The 22,582-nt window shown below is 44.5% G+C and carries 19 protein-coding genes; 4 read left to right on the top strand and 15 right to left on the bottom strand.

What is annotated here, in order from left to right:
• Positions 1 to 139 precede the first annotated feature (139 nt).
• Complete coding sequence (locus tag RLN88_RS07070) at positions 140 to 4,339, top strand: hypothetical protein (protein ID WP_350220688.1); 4,200 nt, start codon at positions 140 to 142, stop codon at positions 4,337 to 4,339.
• 88 nt (positions 4,340 to 4,427) lie between these two features.
• On the opposite strand, the gene RLN88_RS07065 is transcribed toward RLN88_RS07070, so the two are convergent.
• A complete protein-coding gene (locus RLN88_RS07065; protein WP_350220687.1) occupies positions 4,428 to 5,384 on the bottom strand; it encodes a transketolase family protein in 957 nt (318 codons plus the stop codon).
• 92 nt (positions 5,385 to 5,476) lie between these two features.
• The gene (locus RLN88_RS07060) at positions 5,477 to 6,328 is read right to left on the bottom strand and encodes a transketolase (protein WP_350220686.1); all 852 of its coding nucleotides are present in this window, start codon (positions 6,326 to 6,328) and stop codon (positions 5,477 to 5,479) included.
• A gap of 99 nt (positions 6,329 to 6,427) precedes the next feature.
• Here RLN88_RS07060 and RLN88_RS07055 point away from each other — a divergent pair, with 99 nt between their 5' ends.
• A complete protein-coding gene (locus RLN88_RS07055; RefSeq protein WP_350220685.1) occupies positions 6,428 to 7,759 on the top strand; it encodes a M28 family peptidase in 1,332 nt (443 codons plus the stop codon).
• A 71-nt stretch (positions 7,760 to 7,830) separates the two neighbouring features.
• Here the strand turns inward: RLN88_RS07055 and bcp are convergent, their stop codons facing one another.
• The 4 genes from bcp to mtaB form a co-directional block, all read right to left on the bottom strand.
• Complete coding sequence (gene bcp, locus RLN88_RS07050; protein ID WP_502880100.1) at positions 7,831 to 8,283, bottom strand: thioredoxin-dependent thiol peroxidase; 453 nt, start codon at positions 8,281 to 8,283, stop codon at positions 7,831 to 7,833.
• Positions 8,280 to 10,112 carry a M23 family metallopeptidase gene (locus tag RLN88_RS07045; RefSeq protein ID WP_350220684.1) on the bottom strand — a complete coding sequence of 611 codons (1,833 nt, stop codon included), beginning with the start codon at positions 10,110 to 10,112 and terminating at the stop codon, positions 8,280 to 8,282. The genes bcp and RLN88_RS07045 overlap by 4 nt, the downstream gene beginning before the upstream one ends.
• 3 nt (positions 10,113 to 10,115) lie before the next feature.
• Positions 10,116 to 10,724, bottom strand: a complete 609-nt coding sequence (locus tag RLN88_RS07040; protein ID WP_350220683.1) for a fumarylacetoacetate hydrolase family protein — start codon at positions 10,722 to 10,724, stop codon at positions 10,116 to 10,118.
• A 114-nt stretch (positions 10,725 to 10,838) separates the two neighbouring features.
• Positions 10,839 to 12,146, bottom strand: a complete 1,308-nt coding sequence (gene mtaB, locus RLN88_RS07035) for a tRNA (N(6)-L-threonylcarbamoyladenosine(37)-C(2))-methylthiotransferase MtaB (protein WP_350220682.1) — start codon at positions 12,144 to 12,146, stop codon at positions 10,839 to 10,841.
• Between the two features lie 97 nt (positions 12,147 to 12,243).
• Between mtaB and RLN88_RS07030 the strand changes: the two genes are divergently transcribed.
• Positions 12,244 to 14,037 (top strand): tetratricopeptide repeat protein, encoded by a 1,794-nt coding sequence (locus RLN88_RS07030; protein WP_350220681.1) that lies wholly within the window; start codon positions 12,244 to 12,246, stop codon positions 14,035 to 14,037.
• Positions 14,038 to 14,059: 22 nt separating this feature from the next.
• Here the strand turns inward: RLN88_RS07030 and RLN88_RS07025 are convergent, their stop codons facing one another.
• The 5 genes from RLN88_RS07025 to RLN88_RS07005 form a co-directional block, all read right to left on the bottom strand.
• On the bottom strand, positions 14,060 to 14,434 hold the full coding sequence (locus RLN88_RS07025; protein ID WP_350220680.1) for a PIN domain-containing protein: 375 nt from the start codon (positions 14,432 to 14,434) through the stop codon (positions 14,060 to 14,062).
• Positions 14,435 to 14,626 carry a type II toxin-antitoxin system VapB family antitoxin gene (locus RLN88_RS07020; RefSeq protein ID WP_350220679.1) on the bottom strand — a complete coding sequence of 64 codons (192 nt, stop codon included), beginning with the start codon at positions 14,624 to 14,626 and terminating at the stop codon, positions 14,435 to 14,437.
• A gap of 100 nt (positions 14,627 to 14,726) precedes the next feature.
• Positions 14,727 to 14,894 (bottom strand): PLDc N-terminal domain-containing protein, encoded by a 168-nt coding sequence (locus RLN88_RS07015; RefSeq protein WP_350220678.1) that lies wholly within the window; start codon positions 14,892 to 14,894, stop codon positions 14,727 to 14,729.
• A 63-nt stretch (positions 14,895 to 14,957) separates the two neighbouring features.
• Positions 14,958 to 16,088 (bottom strand): DEAD/DEAH box helicase, encoded by a 1,131-nt coding sequence (locus tag RLN88_RS07010; RefSeq protein WP_350220677.1) that lies wholly within the window; start codon positions 16,086 to 16,088, stop codon positions 14,958 to 14,960.
• Between the two features lie 260 nt (positions 16,089 to 16,348).
• Complete coding sequence (locus RLN88_RS07005) at positions 16,349 to 16,783, bottom strand: hypothetical protein (protein ID WP_350220676.1); 435 nt, start codon at positions 16,781 to 16,783, stop codon at positions 16,349 to 16,351.
• A gap of 78 nt (positions 16,784 to 16,861) precedes the next feature.
• On the opposite strand from RLN88_RS07005, the gene RLN88_RS07000 reads away from it, so the two are divergent.
• Positions 16,862 to 18,064 carry a peroxiredoxin family protein gene (locus RLN88_RS07000; protein WP_350220675.1) on the top strand — a complete coding sequence of 401 codons (1,203 nt, stop codon included), beginning with the start codon at positions 16,862 to 16,864 and terminating at the stop codon, positions 18,062 to 18,064.
• Positions 18,065 to 18,077: 13 nt separating this feature from the next.
• On the opposite strand, the gene RLN88_RS06995 is transcribed toward RLN88_RS07000, so the two are convergent.
• From RLN88_RS06995 to RLN88_RS06980, 4 genes are all read right to left on the bottom strand, one after another.
• Positions 18,078 to 18,260 carry a hypothetical protein gene (locus tag RLN88_RS06995; RefSeq protein ID WP_350220674.1) on the bottom strand — a complete coding sequence of 61 codons (183 nt, stop codon included), beginning with the start codon at positions 18,258 to 18,260 and terminating at the stop codon, positions 18,078 to 18,080.
• 97 nt (positions 18,261 to 18,357) lie between these two features.
• Positions 18,358 to 18,930, bottom strand: a complete 573-nt coding sequence (locus RLN88_RS06990) for a hypothetical protein (RefSeq protein WP_350220673.1) — start codon at positions 18,928 to 18,930, stop codon at positions 18,358 to 18,360.
• 84 nt (positions 18,931 to 19,014) lie between these two features.
• Positions 19,015 to 19,881, bottom strand: coding sequence for a LytR/AlgR family response regulator transcription factor (locus RLN88_RS06985; protein ID WP_350220672.1), 867 nt, complete (start codon positions 19,879 to 19,881; stop codon positions 19,015 to 19,017).
• Positions 19,882 to 19,893: 12 nt separating this feature from the next.
• A complete protein-coding gene (locus RLN88_RS06980; protein ID WP_350220671.1) occupies positions 19,894 to 22,578 on the bottom strand; it encodes a CHAT domain-containing protein in 2,685 nt (894 codons plus the stop codon).
• Positions 22,579 to 22,582 lie beyond the last annotated feature (4 nt).

Here is a 22,582-nt window from a genome sequence, read left to right as displayed (position 1 = left end):
CTGCAAAGATGCAAAACGATCGCTATTTAATTATTCCGTCTCCACATTTCATTATTTGAAGAATCTGCCAGTTAACCTTTTAGTTATGTTTGATATTGAATACCTTTCGCTAGATACTCACTAATCACACTAACCAACCATGACACTTTCAGTCCCAAAATTGGGTAGGAGAAATGCTGTACTTTTCACTACCTTATTCCTGATACTTGCCACCTTTGCTTATTATTTCCTGGTTTATGTCAAAATCAACGAGTCAAGATTTATAGATCGGGCGTACCGGGTGCTGGATCGCAAAGCCACCAATATTGAAAATAAGCATGACGGATATAAGAGCTACCTCACCTTCGTTTTTAATTCCGTAAAAAATGAATTGACCGAGATCATTTCTGCCGGAGGCGGAGATCAAAGAAAAATCCAGGAGCTCAATGGCAAAATCGATGAGCTTTATGCGGAAATAGAGCGTGAATACGCCACGGATAAGATCAACTATGAAGGCATCAATGAGAAGTATGAAAAAATAGACCGGTATCAAAAGAGCATCAATCAGGTCACTGCCGGACTGGATGCAAAGGTAAAGGTGCGAATAAAGGAAATCCTGGAGGATGCTACTCCTGAGAACGTGAGGCTTGACTACTTCTTTAAGGAAAATGTGGGTTATGAACGCACCGGCTACTACATGGATGGAGCCGGGTTTATCTGGAATATTGAATCGCCTGACACCTCTTATGTGAGCTTCAGCGAGGGTGCCGAATCCTTTGTTTCAGCACTACTTTCCAATGGCCTTTTTGACGAATACATTCTGCTAAAGGAAGTGACAGAATACGATGAATCCGGTGAGCGGGAAGGATATTCGATGGTCTATCAGACATTTGATAACCCGATCGACCTGGAGTCTATTGGTTCACGATTGCAGCATAATGTAGTCAATCTCTCAGAGGGCGACTCTACCTACCTGGGTATGGGGCCTAAAATGGTCAAGCCTGTTGATGTAAACCTTTTTAATAACGGATATAAGCTACTTTTTCACCGCCTGGAAATTGAAGAAAATACCTACTACCTGGGTGGATTTGTCAGGAATTCAGTGTTTAAAAAGGAGTCCCAGAAGGTAGAGGTCTTTCTGGTCGTGATCGCCATTCTTTTTATCCTGCTGCTCCTGATTGCCATGCCGGTGCTCAAGCTGGTGTACATGAGCTCCATCGAACGCCTGCATATCAGCAATGTGGTCATGACTGGCGGATCTATGGTGCTTGGGGTGCCAATTGTGCTGCTTATCATCTTCAGTATTTACGAGTTTGTGATTAAGGGCAATAAGGAAATAGACGATAATCTAAAAGATATTTCCAGCCAGATTGAAACCAATTTTGAGAATGAGATTGGCACAATTATCACTAAGCTCAATGAATTTGACCGACAGTTAAAAAATCATCCTGACAATCTGGATGAACTCAAGTTTGAACCATATACAGAATTCAATCATATTTTCTGGATTGATGAAGGTGGTGTGGCTCGTGCCAATATGCAGCATACCTTGCTGAACCTGGAGACTTCCCAAATTGAGGTATCCAGGCGGGATTATTTTCAGCGCATCGTCAATGACCGGATGTGGCGATTCACCACAGACTCGGTGGATCTTGATTTTTACCTGCAATCGATCGTTTCATGGAACGACTTTACGAATGAGGCTGCAATCTCTATTCCTTCCAGATTGGCCGATTCATCCAAATTTGAAAATAAATACCCGGTGGCGGTCATGACGAGCCAGCTGCACTCAGTCATGGACCCCATCATGCAGGAGGGGTATGGTTTTGCTATTATTGATAGCCGGGGGCAGGTGCAGTTTCATAGCGATCGTGATAGGATATTGCAGGAAAACTTTCTGGAGGAAACGGGGCATTCGGCAAGTATCCGATCGGCTATGTATTCCCGCACGACGATGGATGCGGATATCAAGTATCGAAATGTGAACCACCGGGCTTTCATAGAGCCCATAAACTCACTTCCGCTCTATCTGGTCACGTTTTATAACAATGAGTATCGGAATGCCAAGATTCAGGGAGTGGTCAGCCTTTCCGTCATTCTGCTGTTTGTAACCTTTGCTGTGGTTTGTATGATGATGCTGCTCCTGTGGGTCATTCAGCGCAGAAGATCCAAGCTCCGGATCAGCACATTCCTTTTTCACTGGATCAAGCCGGATGAGACCAAGCATCTTCAATATCAATTCCTGACCATACTTTTCGGATTGATTGGAGGGGCAATGCTTTTGATGATAGCCAATGACCGGATCACTGAACAGGACATCCTGTTTACCTTCATCATTACCAATGCCTACCTGTTTTTGATCAGCTTTACCTGGCTGGCCCCCAAGCAGACCATGCGATATACTGAGAGACCAAGCGAGCGCAGGAATTTCAACATTGCTTTCATCTCCTTCATCGTAGTGGCGGATATTGCATATGCGCCTTTATCCGGTGGGCCTACCTGGTGGATCGTGTATCAGCTGATGCTTACAGCCCTGGTGATTTTCAGCAGAAACTTTGATCGATGGGTGAAATGGGCGCAACGAAAGTTGCCTCAGAGATTTGAGATACAGCAGGTTTTTAGAAAAAACTCATACAATACTTTCCTTTTTAGCTGGCTGGTGATCAGTAGTGTGCTGCCGATCTTTTTCATCTTCATGGTTTCTCACAATGAGGAGGAGATCATTTGGCAAAAGCACAACCAGATGAAAGTAGCGGAGCAATATGAAAAAAAGGTCAGAGCCCTTGATCAGCGGACAAAAGCACTGAAGAATATTGACACACTGAAAACACATTTTTTTGATCAGAAACTGAATGGCGGCATCTATCTGTTAAATACCAGATTGTCTACAGAGGAAAAAAGCCAGTTTCCTATATGTGCAGATAGCAATACCGAGGCTGATTACCTGCTCACGAAAATCCGACCCCACTACAGCGACTTGATCGTGGAGAGCAAAGGTCTCGCCTTTGATGTTTCGGACGAACGAAATAGAAAATGGTGCTTCCCTGCAGTAAATGATAAATCGAGTGTGCAACTAACCTACAAGGAGACAGAATCCCCAACCTCCAGAAAGGCAAACCGAAACCTATTCATCACGACTGATCTTGATCTGTTGCTCTTTGGTCAGATTCGGACTATGGATGAAGAGTTCACCTCTCACTATAAGTGGATTTTCAGGCTATCAATTATCCTGATCCTTATCTGCATCTATGCGCTCATTGATTATTGCACCAACAAAATTTATGGTAGGGAGTACAACAATTTTAAGAATACCCTTCCTCTGACCGTAGAAAACTTCAAGCGGATTTCCATTGGTGATGATAGCATTACCCATCATAAGCAGCGGCAGATTTTCTTGCTGGGATTGCCCAAATCAAACAAAAGCAACCTGATAAAGTCGATCGAAGGGAACCTGCTACAAGTGGACATGATGTGGATGAACACCGAAGAAAAGTGGGAGGAAATAATGAAGGTGAAGCTGGATGGTTATGATGGGGTAGTGTTGGAAAATTTTGAATATGGCATCAGCTCGCACAAGGCTAATACATTGCGGTTGAAGCTCCTCGAAAAGCTTACTTGTGACCACTCCATCCAGTTGATCATCTCCTCCAATGTCCATCCTAGCTTCATTACGGATTTTTATGAGAACAAGCTTAGACTGGCTGAGTCTGAAGAGCAAATGATGGAAGAATACGAACATTCACTTGAAACCTGGAGACATGTCCTTGGAGGCTTCATTGTGGTGCACAATCCCATCAAGGAAAACACAAAAATCAATGGCTTTCTCAAATCGTCTTGGATTCAGAGCGAGATACTCAAGCAACTGTTCAGGCTTGAACTTAACAAAGGCAGCTTTCTCCCCAATCTTCTTCCAGGCGTTAAGGATTACTTCGTAAAATTGAAAAAGAATGCTGGTGGTGATGAGTCTAAAATTGATAAGGAGGACATCATTTTGCGAATTCAGCTTTTGGCAGAGAGCTATTATCTGGGATTGTGGAATACACTTTCCAAAGAAGAAAAGTACATCATTTATGATCTGGCAAAGGATCGATTTGTAAATATTAACAACAAAAATGGCATTCGCAGTTTGCTGGAAAAAGGACTTCTTATTTATGACAATGAGCTCAGGATCATGAATGAGAGCTTCACCAATTTTGTCCTTTCGATCATCAAAAAAGAGGAGGCCCTGAAGATGGAGAAAGAAGTGCGTGATAAAGGAGCGTGGAGCACCATCAGCTCCGTGCTGGTACTTGCCGTGGTGGGTATTTTGGCATTCCTGTTTTGGGAAATCCAGACTTCTTTCAGGACTTCAATGCGCTGATTAGTGTATTGCTGGCAATTGCGGGGCTGGTACCCAGATTAGGAGGGCTTTTCAGCTTTGTGAAGAGCCCTGCAACGGGAGAGGGTTCTTAGCCTTTTCTGGCTATCGCCTTTTTAACTTTCTCTACAATGTCATTGGTGCCCAAGCCATATTTGTCGAGTAGCTCTGTCGGCATGCCGCTTTCTCCGAATTGGTCATTTACAGCCACAAACTCCTGCGGCACCAGGTGGTTTCTCACGATTGTCTGGGCAATGCTCTCACCCAGTCCTCCGGCTATCTGATGTTCCTCGGCTGAAACAGCACAACCTGTCTTGGCAATGGATTTCAGGATTGCGGCCTCATCCAGTGGCTTGATTGTATGAATATTGATGACCTCAGCGGAGATGCCTTGCTCAGCAAGAATCGCCTCTGCCTCAATCGCCTTCCAAACTAGGTGACCCGTCGCAAAAATGGAAACGTCAGTTCCTTCTACTAAGGTGATCGCCTTGCCAATCTCGAAGGGCTGATCTTGCATAAACATTGGCCATCCCGGACGTCCAAATCTCAGATATACCGGACCATGATGGTCAGCGATCGCAAGTGTGGCAGCTTTAGTTTGATGATAATCACATGGATTAATTACGGTGAAATTTGGGAGCATTTTGGTCATCCCAATATCTTCCAGCACCTGGTGGGTTGCCCCATCTTCGCCCAGCGTGAGCCCGGCATGGGAAGCGCAGACTTTCACGTTTTTTTCGGAGTAAGCGATTGATTGTCTTAACTGGTCATATACACGGCTGGTTGAGAAGTTGGCGAAGGTTCCGGTGAAAGGAATCTTACCTGCGGTGGCCAGACCGGCAGCAATTCCCATCATGTTTGCTTCTGCAATACCCACCTGAAAGAACCGTTCTGGGAATGCATCCTGAAAAGCGTTCATTTTTAGGGACCCGGTAAGGTCAGCACAAAGGCCAACAATATCGGGGTTCTTTTTAGCTGCTTCTAGCAAGCCATCACCAAATCCTGATCGGGTATCTTTCTTGTCGGTATAGGTAAGTTTTGTTTTCATTACTTCAGAAGTGAGTGGATCAAATAGTTAATTTTAGTAATGTATGAATTTCAGGGGCTTCTATATTTCTTAATTCGCCAGCCGCGCTGCGGCTAATAGTCTCCTAAAGTTTCTTCCAATTGGCCAAGGGCATCTGCAAGCTGCTCATCATTTGGAGCCACCCCGTGCCACTTGTGGGTGCCTTCCATGAAGTCCACGCCCTTGCCCATTTCGGTTTTCATCAGGATCATTACAGGTTTTCCATTTCCTGTTTTTGATCGTGCGTCTTCGAGTGTTTGGATCAACTCTCCAAGGTTATTTCCATCGCACTCCAATACCATCCATCCGAAAGATTCATATTTTCCTTTCAGGTCTCCCAGAGAATTCACTTCTTCTAAAGGACCATCAATTTGCTGACCATTGTAATCGATCGTGGCAATGAGATTGTCAATTTTATTGTGAGCGGCAAACATGGCTGCCTCCCAGACTTGGCCCTCCTGCTGTTCTCCATCGCCCATCAGCACAAATACATTCCGGTCATCCCCATCCAGTTTCTTCGCTAATGCCACACCCGCAGCAACGGAAAGCCCTTGACCTAATGATCCGGATGCAATTCGTACACCGGGGAGCCCTTCTTCGGTGGCCGGATGCCCTTGCAGGCGCGATCCGATTTTTCTGAAAGTTGCAAGCTCAGAAATCTCAAAAAAGCCTGCCCTGGCGAGTGTGCTGTAGAAAACCGGAGAAATATGTCCATTGGAAAGGAAGAAAACATCCTCGCCTTTTCCCTCCATATTGAAGGAGGAATCATACTTCATGATGTGATTGTAAAGCGTCACAAAATACTCCGTACAGCCCAAGGATCCTCCGGGGTGACCAGAGTTCACAGCGTGTACCATTCGCACAATATCACGCCGCACTTGTGAGCAAATTTTCTGGAGATTTTCGAGGTTAGGTGGGTTAGACATGGAGGTTATATTTTCAAGAGGGGCAAATCTAATCAATCGAAAAAACTGATCGAACAAGAGTGTGTTGATATTGTTAACTTGTGAGTAAAAATTCAAGCTATGAGATTCTCTATTTTAGTATGGATACTGTTTTTTAGTTTCCAAAGTCTAGCACAAACGCCTTATGAAATAATAGATGAGGTGAGTGCGGAACGAATAGAAACAGACATTAGAAAGCTGGTTTCCTTTGGTACCAGACATACCATGTCCGAAACCGAGTCTGGCACCAGAGGGATAGGTGCTGCCAGACGATGGATCAAATCTGAATTTGAAAAAATCTCTGAATCCTGTGGAGGCTGCTATGAGGTATCCATGCAGCGAACCTTGGAGAAGGGAAATGCCAAAACCCGGATCACTCAGGACACAGAGGTGGTAAATGTGCTGGCTATCAAGCGAGGTACAAAGTATCCAAACAGGTACGTAATCATGGCCGGCGATATCGATAGCCGTATCTCTGATCCATTGAACTTTACTGATGATTCACCGGGTGCCAACGATAATGCATCAGGAATGGCTGGGGTGATTGAAGCTGCAAGGGTGTTGGCTAAATATGATTTTGAAAGTAGCATTCTATTGGTTGGATTGTCTGGAGAGGAGCAGGGACTATACGGAGGAAAGCACCTGGCTGCCAAAGCAGTGGAAGAAGGATGGGAGATTGTTGGTGTCCTTAACAATGACATGATCGGGAATATTGAGGGGGTAGATGGTGTGATTGACAACCGGACATTCAGGATTTTCTCAGAGCCTACCAATCCGACAGACACGGATTTTCAGCAGCAAATGAGAAGGTATTATGGAGGTGAGGTCGACGGGATTTCCAGACAGCTTGCGAGGTATGTTTACACAATGACTAAAACCTTTATGCCTGAGATGAATCCGATGATGATTTATCGACTGGACCGATTTGGAAGGGGAGGGCACCACCGTCCGTTTTGTGATGCAGGCTTTGCCGGGGTACGAATCATGGAGGCTCATGAAAATTATAACCGTCAGCACCAGGATATCCGGGTGGAAGATGGAATCGAATATGGAGATGTGATCGAAGGAGTGAATTTTGAGTATGCGAAGAAACTGACGGCAGTAAATGCCATCACGCTTGCTGCACTTGCTTCAGCTCCACCTGCTCCCAAGAATGTAGCCATTAGCGGTGCTGTTGAGCCCTCGACAACTTTATATTGGGAAGCAATGGAAGATGATAACCTTGCGGGATACCGTGTTTATTTCAGAGACACAACCTCACCAACCTGGGACAGCTATTTTGATGTGGACAAAGACAAAACCGAATTCACTCTGAAAGGAATCGTGATCGACAACTACTTCTTTGGTGTCTCAGCAGTAGGAAAAGATGGCAATGAAAGCTTGGTGGTGTTTCCTGGGGAGGTGAAGAGATAGTAAAGTTGAAAGTAATAGTAGTAAGTACACGGTTATTGCTTTGTACTTACTACTTTCTACTTGTTCCTAATTCATTTCAATATCTGCGAAGTGTGATCCTTCGTCTTCACCTTTTCAATCACCTCTTCGATTTTCCCATCTCCGTCAATCACAAAGGTGGTTCTGAGTGTACCCATGTACTCTTTGCCCATGAACTTCTTCATGTCCCAGGTGCCGTAAGCTTTATGTACAGACTTATCTTCATCAGCGATCAACTTAAATGGTAGCTCATACTTATCGATGAATTTCTGATGGGACTTTTCTCCGTCGCTACTAACGCCAAGCACTTCGTATCCTTGCTTTTGTAGTGCCTGGTAGTTGTCTCGCAGGTTGCAGGACTCTGCCGTGCATCCGGGGGTGTTATCCTTCGGGTAGAAATAGAGCACTACTTTCTTGCCTTTATAATCTGAAAGTTTGATGGGGTTTCCGTCCTGATCTTTACTGGTGAAATCCGGAGCTTTGTCGCCTGGTTTTAATGTGATCATAGTTCTTTGGTATATATGGTTCCGTTGTTCGAATTATCGATTACCTCTAGCATAAACCTCCCTCGGAAAGGAATGTTTTGATTGAGCTTTTGAGACCAAATAAGATTTTTCTTTGGCTCGTAGTGCATCAACACAAATTCTCCGTTGATGGTTGCTTTGAAGCTCTTGATCCCGGATAGTTCATCATCAATGGTGAATCTGAGTTGGTCGGCATTTGCAAGCTTCATCTTTATAGAAGGAGGGATCGTATCTTCCAAAACGGTGTAGGTGACCAGATCCCGAGTAGAAAAAGTGATGTGCTCATTTCCCCATTCCCCACCCATGTAGTTGAACCGATTTCCAAATACGGAGTAGACTGCAGCCTTGTCCTGGCTGTACGTCTTTTCAGTATTTAAAGTAATATCCACATTTGATCTTAGTGGATCAGAATGGTTCTTAAAGTGAAAAAGCTCCAGGTTTCGGGTAGAATCTATTTCCTTCTCAAACGCCAGATACAATGTATCGAACAAAGAGCGATGAGACATGTTCAGGGTAAACTCCTGCTGTACATAGCTGATCTTTTGATTGGAAGGAATCAAACCTACCAGATTGGTTGAAATCGTTTTTCCATCTATAAAAAGACTTCTGGGCGTTCCTTTTCTCAAGTCCCAGAGATAAAACTGGTCTTCGCCATCCTGAACATACGGTTGCATAGACACCCACTCATCCAGCATGACTGATCCTTGCTGCTTTGATTTGAAGTGTAGGTAATTTCCAATTTGCTCAGGTTCATTCAGCCGTGGTGGGGAACTGACCTCTTCATCACTCAGCAGTATCCGGGTATTCGAGGTGTTGCCATAGCTATCCTCCGTTTCGATGAGGATTTCATTTTGATCCCTAAAATCAATTCCCCGGTTAACGACCGTGTACATGTTATGCTCATTGCCATCGGCGAGGTACAGTTTATTAAACCGTCTGCTTCCCTGCTTATATGCCGGATAATTGTAATGTACCAGAATATTTCGCTGCATGCTGAAGTTGAAAGTTTCCTTGTGCTCAGCAAAAAGCGTGTCGCCATCCAATTGAAAGGTAGTTTTCACCACCCCGTTTTTATTCGGAATTCCATCCATGGGATCGTAGGAGTAGATTTCCACACCAATTTTTCCTTTCAAATTGATCGGCTCTTTGGTTTGATACCAATTCGGGGTTTTGATCAGGTCAAATTCATACCGACCGAAAAAACCATTTATTCTTGCTTCACCGTCCAGCGTTACGAAGGCAACTTTTTGCACCACCGGAGGAATGTTGTCCCTGATTTCTTTGAAGCCCAGGCTCAGCACATCGATTGGTTGATGATTGGCATCACGAATTTCAAAATGCAGATGGGGGCCACTGGAGGAGCCGGTGTTTCCGGAGTAGCCAATGATGTCCCCGCGCTTGAAGGCAAACTGGCTTTCCTCAGGGAAGAGGTCCACCTCAAATGATTGCTTTCGATATTGCTCCTTTAAGGCCCACTCAGCAATCTTCGTATCAAAAGCTTCCAGATGAGCATACACGGAGAAGGTACCATTGGGATGTTTCATGTAGAGCGCATACCCATAGCCTGACCCTGAAACCTTGATCCTGGAAATATGCCCATCAGCAACTGCATACACAGGAAGCCCGGTCCCACCACCGGTTTTCACGTCTATACCCGTGTGAAAGTGAGAACTTCGGATTTCGCCTACCGTCCCGGCCAGGTAGTTCTGCTGTCCCGGGTTGATTGGAAACTGGTATTCAATGGCGTTGAAATCCTGAGCGTGGGTGCCCAGAAACAGAAAAATTAAAATGCATGTAGATGTTAGTCGCACAAATTACTTAACCTCAAAATCAAACATCTGTTGTCCTTCCAAATATCCTACCAATCGGTCTCCGATCTGAACCGGGCCGACCCCTTTCGGGGTACCGGTGAATATGATGTCACCAGTCTTTAATAGGATGAATTTGGAAACGTAAGATATAATTTCATCCACAGGCCACAGCATCAGGCCGGTGTTTCCATTCTGCACTTCCTCACCATTTTTCTCCAGTCGGAAATTTACATCGGTCATATCCCTGTCCCCCTTCGGGATGAAATCGGAAACAGGCGCAGACCCATTAAAGGCTTTGGCGATTTCCCATGGGTATCCTTTTTCCTTTACAATCGTCTGCCAGTCACGGGCGGTAAAGTCTATACCCAGCCCAACTTCATCATAGTATTGGTGGGCAAATTCCTTCTGAACGGATTTTCCCTCCTTTTTGATCTTCACCAGCAACTCCACCTCATGGTGGATATCCTTTGAAAAGTCTGGATAGTAGAAGGGTTCGTTATTTCTGATGAGGGCGGTATCAGGCTTCAGGAAAATGATGGGATGTTCCGGGCGTTCATTTCCCAACTCTTCAATGTGTTCAGCATAGTTCCTGCCGATGCAGATTATTTTCATAGTCAATTGTGTTGACTCAAAAATATAAATGATTTAGGGTCATTCTGAACTTGTTTCAGAATCTTTTAAACGATCGGAATAGATGCTGAAATAAATTCAGCATAGCAGGTAAATTTAGTGAGCCAGGACCTCTTCCGGCTCCTCCACTTCCACGTGACCTTCGGCATTGATGGAGCGCAGGGTTACAGTTTTCAGCTCATTGATCAAAATTGGATCGTATTTGGCAGCCACGCGCACATAGTTTTCTGTAAACCCATGCATGATACCATCCTGAATTTCTTCCTCAAAAAGCACGTCAAAAGTTTTATTCAGCTGTTGTTCGTAGAAATATCTTCTCTTTTTTTCTGAGAGGCCTCTTAGCATTTTGGATCGCTTATTTCTGTCAGCCTGATCAACCACACCATCCATTTCAATGGCTTGCGTATTTGGCCTTTCCGAATAGGTAAAAACGTGCAGGTAAGAGATATCAAGTTCATTCAGGAAGTTGTAAGTAGTCAGGAATTCCTCTTCTGTTTCCCCCGGAAACCCAACTATCACATCCACGCCAATACAGCAATCCGGCATCACCGATTTGATTTTTTCTACCCTGCTGCGGTAGAGGTCGCTTAGGTAACGACGGTTCATTTTCTGCAGGATGGTATCGCTTCCGGATTGCAACGGAATGTGAAAATGTGGGACAAATCGTTGAGACCTGGCCACAAACTCAATTACTTCATTGGAAAGCAGGTTTGGCTCAATGGATGAAATCCTGAATCGATCGATCCCCTCCACCTCGTCAAGTGCTTTGATTAGATCAATGAACTTCTCTTTCCTTCGTCCGTCCTGAATACCGAAATCGCCAATATTCACGCCCGTAAGTACAACCTCCTTCACTTCCGTTTTGGCGATTTCCTCTGCCTGTGCCACAATGTTGGCGATGCTATCGCTCCTGCTTTTCCCTCTGGCCAATGGGATGGTACAAAACGCACATCCATAATTACAGCCATCCTGCACTTTCAGGAAAGTACGGGTGCGGTCTGCAATGGAGTAGGAGGCATTGTAGGCTTTGGCTTCCTTGATCTCAGAGGCAAAAACTCCCCCTTTGGTAAAATCGTCCAGGTAGTCAAACAGTCTGAATTTTTCCGCTGCACCAAGCACAGCATCCACACCGGGGATTTCTGAAATTTCTTTAGGCTTCAATTGTGCATAGCAACCGATGATGGTGACGAAGCTATCTGGTGAAATCTTCTTAGCCTCCTTTACGATCTTCTTACATTTTTTATCGGCATTTTCTGTCACTGAGCATGTGTTGATAATGAAGATATCCGGTTGATCGGTGAAATCAACTTTTGCATAGCCCCGATCCTCAAACATCCGTGAGATGGAGGAGGTCTCGGAGTAGTTTAGCTTACAGCCCAATGTATAAAATGCGACTTTTTGCATAGCGGTGCGCAAAGTTAAATCGAATAAACATTATGTACAGAAGTGCGGGTGATTATTCCATATCTTACTAAATTAGACTACCATCCGCCCACTCTTGATGAAGAGATTTTTCCAAATAGTCGCATTCGTAAGTAGTGCTTTAGCTTTTGCGCAGAAAACTGAACTCGACAGTTTGCGTGAGGAATTAATCAACTCTAACCGTGACACTACACGGGTTTTGCTTCAACTGAAAATAGGCTTCAGGTATTATCAAACCTCACCAGATTCACTTATAAAATATACTAGCCAGGCCATGGAACTAGCCGAAGAACTGGGCTACAGAAGAGGCCTGGCCAACGGATACAACAACCTTGGAACGCTTGCCTACGCCAGGTCAGAGTTTGACAAGGCGTTGGACAACTACAATAAATTTTTGGAGATATCCAGGGAGCTCAACTATGTGGTGGGTATGAACAGGGCGTACAACAACATAGGGATAGTAAATAAACTGAAAGGCAACTATGCAGAAGCTTTGAAAAACTATGAGCGGTCGCTGGCAGTAAAGGAGCAGATTGGGGATATGGAAGGGATGGGGGGTACGTATAACAACATGGGGCTGGTTTATCATGAAATGGGTGATTATAAAAAGGCGCTGGATTGCTATTTTCAGTCGATCAAAATCAAAGAACAGATTGGTAGGGAAGAGGCCTTTGCGACTACCTATTCCAATATAGGAGCCATACATAAAGAGACTGGGGATTATGATCTGGCTATGGATTACTACCAGCGAGCTTTTAAGATCGACTCGGCGCTTGGAAAGACCCTCCGCGTGGCGACCATGTACCTGAATATTGGCAGTGTTTATTCGGAGAGGGAGGAGTATGAAAAAGCATTGGAATACTACGAGAAAAGCCTGGAGACCTCTGCCGGACTGGACAATCAGATTCTGATAGGGCGACTAAAAAATGACATTGGAACAGTGTATCTGGAACAGAAAAACTACCAGCAGGCTCTGTCAAGCTTCGAGGAGGCATACCTCATTTACGAGCAGATTGGGCATAGGATCGGGTCTGCCCAGTCCAAATACCTGATCGGGCGGGTGTATCTAAATCTGGAGAGCTACGGAGATGCTATACGTGAGGGAAAGGAAAGTCTAAAAGTAGCTCAAGAATTAAAAGTGAAAAAGGAGATCAGCGAAGCGGCACAGCTGCTCTATGAAAGCTACCGCGGAGTGGGAAATTATCAGAAAGCGTTTGAGTATTCCCTCCTGCATAAGTCATACTATGACAGTGTAAACAGCGACACGCAGGCCAAAGAGATTGCCATGTATGAAAACCGCTATGAGCTGGAGCGAATCTCTTCTGAGAATCAGATGCTCTCAAACCAGAATGAGCTGAATCAGGCGGAAATCGAGAAGAACAAATTGCAGATTCAGCGGCAGAATATCCTCATTTACGGAGGTTTGTTTGTACTGCTGCTGGCATTGGGATTGGCGTATACGGGCTTTGCCTTTTACCGATCTCGCAAGCGGTCGATTGACTTGCTGGAGAGAAAAAATCAGGAAATCCTTCTCCAGTCAAAAGTACTAACCGAGCAGGCCGATGAGCTGATCCGCGCGAATGAAGAAATCAAGAGCATCAATGAATCCCTGGAAGAAACGGTGAGGAAGAGGACGGCCAGGATTCAGGATCAGAATGAGAAGCTGAAGGAATATGCCTTTTCCAATGCCCACCTAGTGCGGGCACCTCTCGCGCGCATTCTGGGCCTGGCAGACTGCCTGAAGGATAATGGAAATCTCACGGAAGACCAGCGAAAGGAACTCAATGCCAGTCTGCTATCCTCAGCAGAGGAGCTTGACCAAGTAATCAGAAAAGTAAGCGATGTGCTGGGTGGTGAGGAGGAGGTGAGATGATCGCTACTGAAAGGATGATGAATTATTCAAATAATTTAAAATCGAGGTGCTTCTTCATCAATGTGAAGTGCTTATCTAATGTGAACAGATGGAGGTTTTGTTCAATAACTTGTTGAAGTATAATCAGGTCAGGTATACCAACTTTATTAATCCCATTCTGAAGGTTGATGATTTGATACTCCCGGATAAGACTCCAGCTGATGTTCAGCTCTATCAGTTCCAGATTAAGCAATCCATCAATGACTTCTTCCTGCCTTTGAATTTGAAGGGCTGGAATGAGCTCGGATAGAATAATTTCATTCGTTGATACAAGATCCTCTTCAATGAGTTGGGCCAGCTGATCATTGCCGTTGCGGAAATAATCAATCCATACGGAGCTATCAACTAGAATAGACATTTACCTTTTTCTCAAGCTTTCTAAATCAATATCAAGATCAATCTTTCCTTTAAATGCAAGAAGACGCTTACGCTTGATGCGTTTGATTTGCGCCTCAAGTGCGTCTTTGATAAGTGCACTCTTGGTCTTGGAGCCGGTAATTTTCATGGCTTCTTTGACTAAATCCTCCGGAAGATCTAATGTGGTTCGCATAGTATTTTATGTATTTACGCATAAATATACGCATAAAAATGAGCATGATTCTGGTGGCGGCTGGGTAGAATAAAATAGCCCATCCAGAGATGGGCTTGAATTATTTCTTTTTCATGAAATAGTAGACAATGGCAGTAATAATGCTGAATAGGAGCGCAAGAATGGTCCAAACCAATTTCATTCCTGTATCCATTTTTTGTTTGGTCCATACATCGTAAATGACCCAAACAGCACAAACAAGTGCGACTACATATAAGATATTATTCATAAGGTTAGGTTTTAGTTCTTATGAATATCGTAGTTTTTTGAGTGAAAAGCAAAGAATGTAACCTCACCTCCTCCGCATCGGATAGTCCACCTTTTCCAACTCCCGTTCGATCAGCTTTTCGATGCGCTTCATCTTGTAGTTATCCGCACTGTTTACAAGGGTGATAGCCACCCCGCTGGTTTTGGCCCGGGCAGTCCGTCCGATGCGGTGTACATAGTCTGCCGCATCATTCGGCACATCATAGTTGACTACCAGGTTGATGTCTTTGATGTCGATACCCCGGGACAGTACATCGGTGGCTACCAATATCCTCAGCTTCTTTGCCCGAAATTTTAACAGGATTCGTTCCCGCTCATCCTGCTCCAGCATGGAGGAAATCCCCATGGCTTCCAGTCCGGATTTCTTCAGGCTTTGCACAATGTCAGAAACCTTCCTTTTGGTGGAGGAGAAGATCAAAATGCTTTCAAAGTTTTCGTATCGGCTGATCAGCTTACTGATCAACTGTGTTTTGTAGCCCTCTTCTACCCGGTACACTTCCTGGCTGATATTTTCTGCGGGCTTGGCCAGCTCCAGGGTGATCTTTTTAGGGTTTTTTAGAATCTCCCTGGCCAGCTTCTCAATCTTTGGTGCCATGGTGGCGCTAAACATGGATGTTTGCTTCAGGTTGGGCAGGTAGGTGATAATCTTTTTGATGTCGTCATAAAAATTCATATCCAGCATCCTGTCTGCCTCATCCAAAATCAGGTTGGATACCTGATCGAATTTTACATAGCCAAGATTTAAGTGAGAGATGAGCTTGCCTGGTGTGGCCACTACAATGTTGCTTCCTTGCGTGAGAGCCTTTTTCTGCTGGGCAAAATCAGACCCGTCACCACCGCCATAAATAGCGATCGAGTGGACAGGTAAGAAATAGGAAAATCCTTCGATTTGCTGATCGATCTGGATGGCCAGTTCGCGGGTAGGTACCACGATCAGTACCTTCACATCATTGCTTGGATTTTGTGCCAGGTGGTTGAGGATGGGGATGACAAAAGCGGCAGTTTTGCCAGTACCTGTCTGAGCGCAGGCAATCAGATCTTTTCCTTCTAGTATGGCTGGGATGGCTTCTTCCTGGATCGGGGTTGCCTCCGTGAAGCCCATGTGATCGATCGCTTCAGTGAGTTGATCGTCAAGGTTGAATTCTTTGAATGTCATTGCGGCAAAGATGCATAATCTGTCACATAAAAGAGGATGTCTCAAAAGGCTAGCAGCTCAAAATTTGAGCAAATATTATTTAGTAAATCATCAAACCTTACATCCCCCTCACCCCCTTCAAAAGGGGGAATTATCCCCTTGAGGGGATTGTAGGGGTGTTTAAATAAAAGCATTCCTTATATAAAGAATATTATTTGGTCTTGATTACTATAATGGAGCCTTTTGAGACACCCTCTAGTCACATTTAGTGTATCTATTTTTTAGTTGATCCAGCCTGAGGAGATGGACTTTTTCGCAAACCACACCAGACCTACTCCAAAAAGAAGGATCATGATCGGCATGGCCAGTCCTCCCGGTCCGTATACATCCATGGCCCCACTCATAAAAACATTGTAGAACATCTGAACAATAATTCCGATAAGGGAGACTACCAAGACCTGGTAGGCCAGTCTCTTTCTAAGTATTAGCAGGAGTGAGCCCAGCGCACCGCCCCATACTGCAATTGCGAAAGCGGCTGTAACCCAGGCAGGGGTTTGATTCAAAAGATCCTGAACTGCTGCTTCCAGTTGTGCCAATGCATCATCAGACATAAACGCCTGATCCAAATAGGCTTTTACTCCCATCAAATTCCAAAGCAGTGCAATGGCACTGACCACCCAAAACCATACGGGTGGTTTTACAGATTGATTTGTCATAGTTAATTTAGGTTGGTTGTTATTTTAAATATACCAATTTAAACCAAGTAGACACCAGAAACTCTTATATTCAAATCCATGAAGCCTATTCTGTCTATCGCCACACTTATTTTCTGCCTTATTTCTAATGCTCAACTTATCAAATCGGGTCAGTGGCGTGGCACCATTCACTATGATAGTGCCAATGTCCCTTTCACCTTTGAGGTGGGGTATCCGCAAGGGGAGGTGCCGGAAATTACGATTGTGAATGGCATGGATAGAAATGTGATAAGAAATGCTGTGATTGAAGGGGACAGCATTTTCATCCCCCTGGATCCATTTGATGTGGAAATACGTGCGAGGTATTCTGCCATGGAGATGAATGGTTTTTATAAGAAATACTATCGTGATATGTCCATTCCATTTTCCGCAGTATTTGGCAAACCAAGGATGGTAAAAAATAGTGTGCGGCCTTCGCCAATGATAGAAGGCCGGTGGGCGATCACCTTTTCCCCAAATTCGTCCGATATGTCAAAAGGGGTGGGACTTTTCCGTACTCGGGGAAATGTGGTAACCGGTACGATTATGACGCAAGTGAGCGATTATCGGTTTTTTGAAGGGATATTGGATGGGGACTCCATCAAGCTTTCCTGCTTCGATGGGGCTCATGCCTTTGCTTTCCTGGGAAAAAAGATGGAAGATGGGTGGGTCGGGGAAATGGTCTATGACAATAGCTATTCCGAGCCATGGATAGCAACCTATGATGCTGAGGCTGAGCTCGCCGATCCTTTTGGAATGGTGAAAGTGGAGCCAGGAAAAGAGAAACCCTATTATGACCTGCTGGGTGCAGGAGAAGGAAGGGATGCCATTGACCCCACCAAGTATGAAGGTAAAGTGCTGATCATTCAATTGTTTGGGACCTGGTGCCCCAACAGCCTGGATCAGACTCAATATTTGGTGGATTGGTACAAGAAGAATCAGGAGCGGGATATCGCCATCCTCGCCTCATCATTTGAAGCAAACTACTCCCAAGAGTATGGACTGGAGCGATTGGAAAAATACCGAAAAATCAATGAGATACCGTATGACATGGTGTTGGGAGGTAGGTTAAGTAAGACCGGAGCGGCCACACCGTTTCCGTTTATGCAGCGTATTGAGGCCTTTCCCACGCTCGTCATTGTGGATAAGCAGGGGTTTGTAAGGTACGTGCATAGCTATTTCAATGGCCCTGCAACAGGTGAATATTTCAAAGCCTTTGATGAGCGATTCAATGAAATCATTGAATCGCTGCTAGCCGAATGATCTGTCTGATATGCTAGGAAGTTTGAAACACTAACTCTTCTACCAGTTCGTAAAAGTCGTCAGACTTCAAAATGGCAAATTCCGCATCACTGTCATTAGCAGAGTTGTCATGGATAATCCACTGACTGGTCTCCGCTATTACACGTCCTTTACCATAGTCACTTTCCACCATATCACCGATTTTTACTCTCTTCATACTAATCGATTACAGGTTTATTAGGACAAGTAAGGTGCAAAATAATTTTGACAGGAATGGATCATTCGCTTATTGAGTTGTTAAGATTTACGAATTGTTACTCTTTCCTATTACAGAAAATCTGCCATGTGGGGTATACAAATGTCTCAGATTCGTTAACCCATTCACCTACCCAGTTAAATCCCTTTTCATTGATTTCTGAGAAAGTCAGGCGGTAAAATCCATCCAGTCCATTGGGAGAAGGTGACTTTTTGTAAAGTACGATATTTCCATCCTGAGTTTTGTTTCCTTCCCAGCTACCAAGTGTTGGAGTTGCCGCTGCATTGGAGTAATAGTGCACATACCACTTGCTGCTGTCTGAATTGAACTGACGAATGCTGCCGGAGTGAACCCCATCTTCTTTTAATGTTTCATCCTGAACAGCCATGCCGTTCATGATATACTTGAAAGTCCAGATCATGTTTACGGTATCGGTCCACGTCGTTTGATTTAATCTTGCCACTGATTTGCACTCGCAAGTCCCGATCACTCCTTTCCAGTCATTCAATTCCTTAGGCCCATTGGGGTTTGGCCTGCCATAAGGGAAGTCACCGGAGGGTTCATAATCATATTGAGAAAAGCTCAAAGTGAAACTCAAAGTGAAGGCAGCCAGTAGTAATTGCTTTTTCATAGTTTTTGTATTTTCTCAAACAAACGATGAATAGGCATCACCTCCGAAGTTTATGCAGGCAATCGATACAAAATTGCAGGGAGCTTACAATGCAGCTTTCTCCAGCTTTTGCTTCAGCACCCTGGCCCCAGCTTTGGAGAGAGGCAGCTCCTCAGTATTGGTGAGCTTTATCTTAGAAGAATCAAAATTGATCTGATGGAGGAAGCTAAGATTGAGCAATGCAACCCGGTGAATCCGGATGAATCCATAGGGGGTTAGTTGCTCCTCCAAAGCTTTCATACTTTTCCTAAGTGTAAAAGCCTGGGAATGGGTATGGATTTTCACACAATAGTCATCGGACTGAATCCATATGATGTCACTAATGGGAATAGGCTGGACTTTGTATCCGGTTTTAATATTCAAGTGTGGTTCTTCCTTGTTCGATTCATCGAGCGCCTTTTCCAGGTCTGTGCTTTTTCTGATTAGATTTTTTATCTCCACTACTTGACTTTCGATGGTTTTTTCTCTGGATCGATTGTAAAGAATCAGCGACAAAGCGAGAAAAGTCATTAGGAAAGTGAGTCCTTTTTGGAATGTAAAGAAGATGAAAGAACTGCCAAAAAGGTCAAATGTCCACGATGTATTCTGGGCCAGAATGGATTGCAGGCTAATCAGCGAAATGGCAACCAAAGCACACGACAAAATCCATCCTGCTATGACTAAAATGCACTGGATGGACGGCTGGCTATGGTCTTTGGGTAGCTTTCTCCACACCAATAGCCCAAACGGGATGCTTATTAGCCCCCAAATAGACCACCTGATGAAATGATTTTTGATCAGTGCGGTCAATGAGATGTTTACGCCGTTGGGGTATAGATCAAAAGTATCGAGGTAATACTTCTGCTGGGCTGCATCAAAGAAAATCAACAGCACGATAAAAGAGATGAGACCGATGGAGATGATGCGATTCACCTATTAAAGATATCACATCCCCACCAAAATGAATGGAGCCCAATAGTAGGGTCTCGCATACTCTTCAGAGTTTAGCAAGCTAAGCTTGGCTTGCCGTAGGGCTGTGTTATACCCGTGATGCTCGTTGTTCAGATTGTATTTGTAAAATTCAATCATCATTTGTGCCGTAGATGCATCGGCCACCTGCCACAGGGAAACGATGATATTATTGGCACCAGCGTATTGAAGCGCCCTGCTCAAGCCCACAATTCCCTCACCCTTTGCCACTTTTCCCAGCCCGGTCTCACATGCAGAAAGTGTCACTAGGTCTGCGTCAATGTTTAGATTGTAGATTTCTCCTGTGTACAAACTGCCGTCCTCATTTTCGTCTGGTTTGAGAAAAATTCTCGAAAGTGCAGGCTCGGATTCATTCACCTGGCCGTGGGTGGCAAAGTGGAGGTATCGGTATTTACCCAGATTTTCCTTTTTGAAGTTTGCCTCGCTGGCATCATTTCCTGACTGAATTTTAGTTTCACAATTGCTCCCCATAAACAGGAACCGGATCTCGTCGATCTCCTTTTCAGAGCCAGGTAGTGAAGACATCTTCACTTCATTGTCCTCAAAACTAATGGGTGCAATTAATAGAATTTCAGGACTGATCTGCTCATCATCGGCATGACGCTCATTGAACAATGTGGCAGAATAATCATAGGAAACACGATAGTTTTTGATCAGAAAGTTGGCATTCATGAAAGCATCCGACTCATCGTCTGGGTGAATAAAAGCCTCAAAGGGCAGGGTTCCCAGCGCCCCATCTGGCAGGATCACCAGCTCTTTGATATCCGACGGAAGAACAGGAATCAGCAATTCATGCAGGGATTTTGCTGATTTGTAAAATGTGCTGTTGCTGTTGTATTTGATGGCATTTCTGAGGCCGGAAATGAGCTTGTCAAAATCTTCACCTTTTTTCCGGCGCTCTGCCTGGGTACCTTTTTGGGTAATAATGAAAATGTACATGTCATTTTCGCCAACAAAATAGGATAACATGGCGGCATCTGCGCCGAGGTGCTTTTGCACAGATTCCACACTGGCGATGGATTGATCATACTTCAGCTTGAAATATTCAGGATAATTAGCTTCCAGGCTTGCTATAAAATCCCGATAGGTGTTTTGATAGGAGAAAAGCAGATCTTTCATCTCCTGATTATCTGCATTTTCAGGCTGGGCCAACTGCTGCTCCAAGTAGGAAATCTCATCCTTCAGGCTGTCTTCCAACTGGATTTGTTCATCAGGTATTCCTGCAAACTTCTTGGCCTTTGATTCGGTAATGGCCTCCAGCAAAACGGAAGACTTACTTCGCTCACAAAAGTCAAATGCTGTTTGCAAGTGTTTTTTCTTATTGAAACTTTGCTCACTGAGTATCAGGGAAAGTTGAATTCCGTTTTCATAAACCTCCTTAGCAATCTGTCCAAGCCTTAGTTTGTCCTGCTCGTTTAGTCGCTTTCTTCTCACAATTGTGATCAGCTCATCACACTTTTGATAAGTTTCAATCGCGCCAACAATATCGCGCACATTGAGCGATTTTTCGAAATGAAGAGCACCAAGTGCAATTGCTTTTGCTTGAAGGGTCCTAAGTAAAATATCCGCATTGAAATAATTCTGAAGCGTAGGAAGGTCATAGATGTCAGCATAGACTTGCTCCGGGAGATTCGCATAAATGGCACGCTGATAAAACTCCACAGAGGTCTTAAATTCTGACTTAGCCTTATATATTTCCCCAATTAGGTAATAGGTATTTGCTACGTCGGGATGCTTTTCTCCAAAGAGACTGATATACATCTGAAGCGCTTCCTTTTGGTTGAGAAGTGCTTTTTCATATTCCTTTTTCTCCAGGTGCACCCTCCCGATGATCGATTGGATGTACGCCTTGTTTGGATGGTCGGCTTCATAGGTGGCGTCATAGATGAGCTTCACCGTGTTGAGCTGCTGGAGCGCCTCATCAAAATTGCTTTGCTCCATATTGGCGAATGCAATATTCAGGTTTGCCCTTAGGGCCCTTCGGCTACTGTTGCCGAGCTTTTCTTCATAAATATCTTTGGCCCGGTTAAAGTAAATCAATGCCTGAAGCGGATCGTCTTTTAAGTACACACGCCCCAGGTTGTTGTAAGAATTAGCCACCTCAATGGATTGAGCGCCGAACAGCTTTCTCCGCATCACAAAGGACTGCTCATGATACTGAATCGCAAGCTGCTTGTTTTCATTGTTGGTGTAGACCAGCCCAAGCGCATCCAGGCAATTGGCTTTGGCTTCAGTGTCTTCCTGGGTGAAATTTTTTTCTGCTTCTATCAATGCTTCCAGTGCATCGTCATTGTGCCCCAGATTGAGAAAGCTCAACCCCAGCAAGGTGAGGCATCTGGCTTTTAATACAGGCATTTCAGAAAGCTCGGATACGATGAAAGTGAGTGTATTTTCCGCCAGGCTTTTTGCATGAAATGGATCACCAGCCTGCAGCTGGCAGTCAATCATTTTTAGATGAGTATCCGCATAATCAGCAAAATCTTCATTGGCAAAATGGATATCACCAGCAGCTTTGAATTCCTCATACGCACCTTCAAAATCCCCCGATGAATAGAGGCTCTCCGCCCGGCTTTGTTGTGATTGCTGAGCAAATGCGGCAATGGAGAGAATGGCAAAAATGAATGATCCTGTTAGCTTCATCGGC

It is taken from the genome of Ekhidna sp. (assembly GCF_040223195.1).
Classification (GTDB): Bacteria; Bacteroidota; Bacteroidia; order Cytophagales; family Cyclobacteriaceae; genus Ekhidna.
The sequence above is the reverse complement of the archived record's forward strand: the minus strand, read 5'-3'. Positions and strand labels throughout refer to the sequence as shown.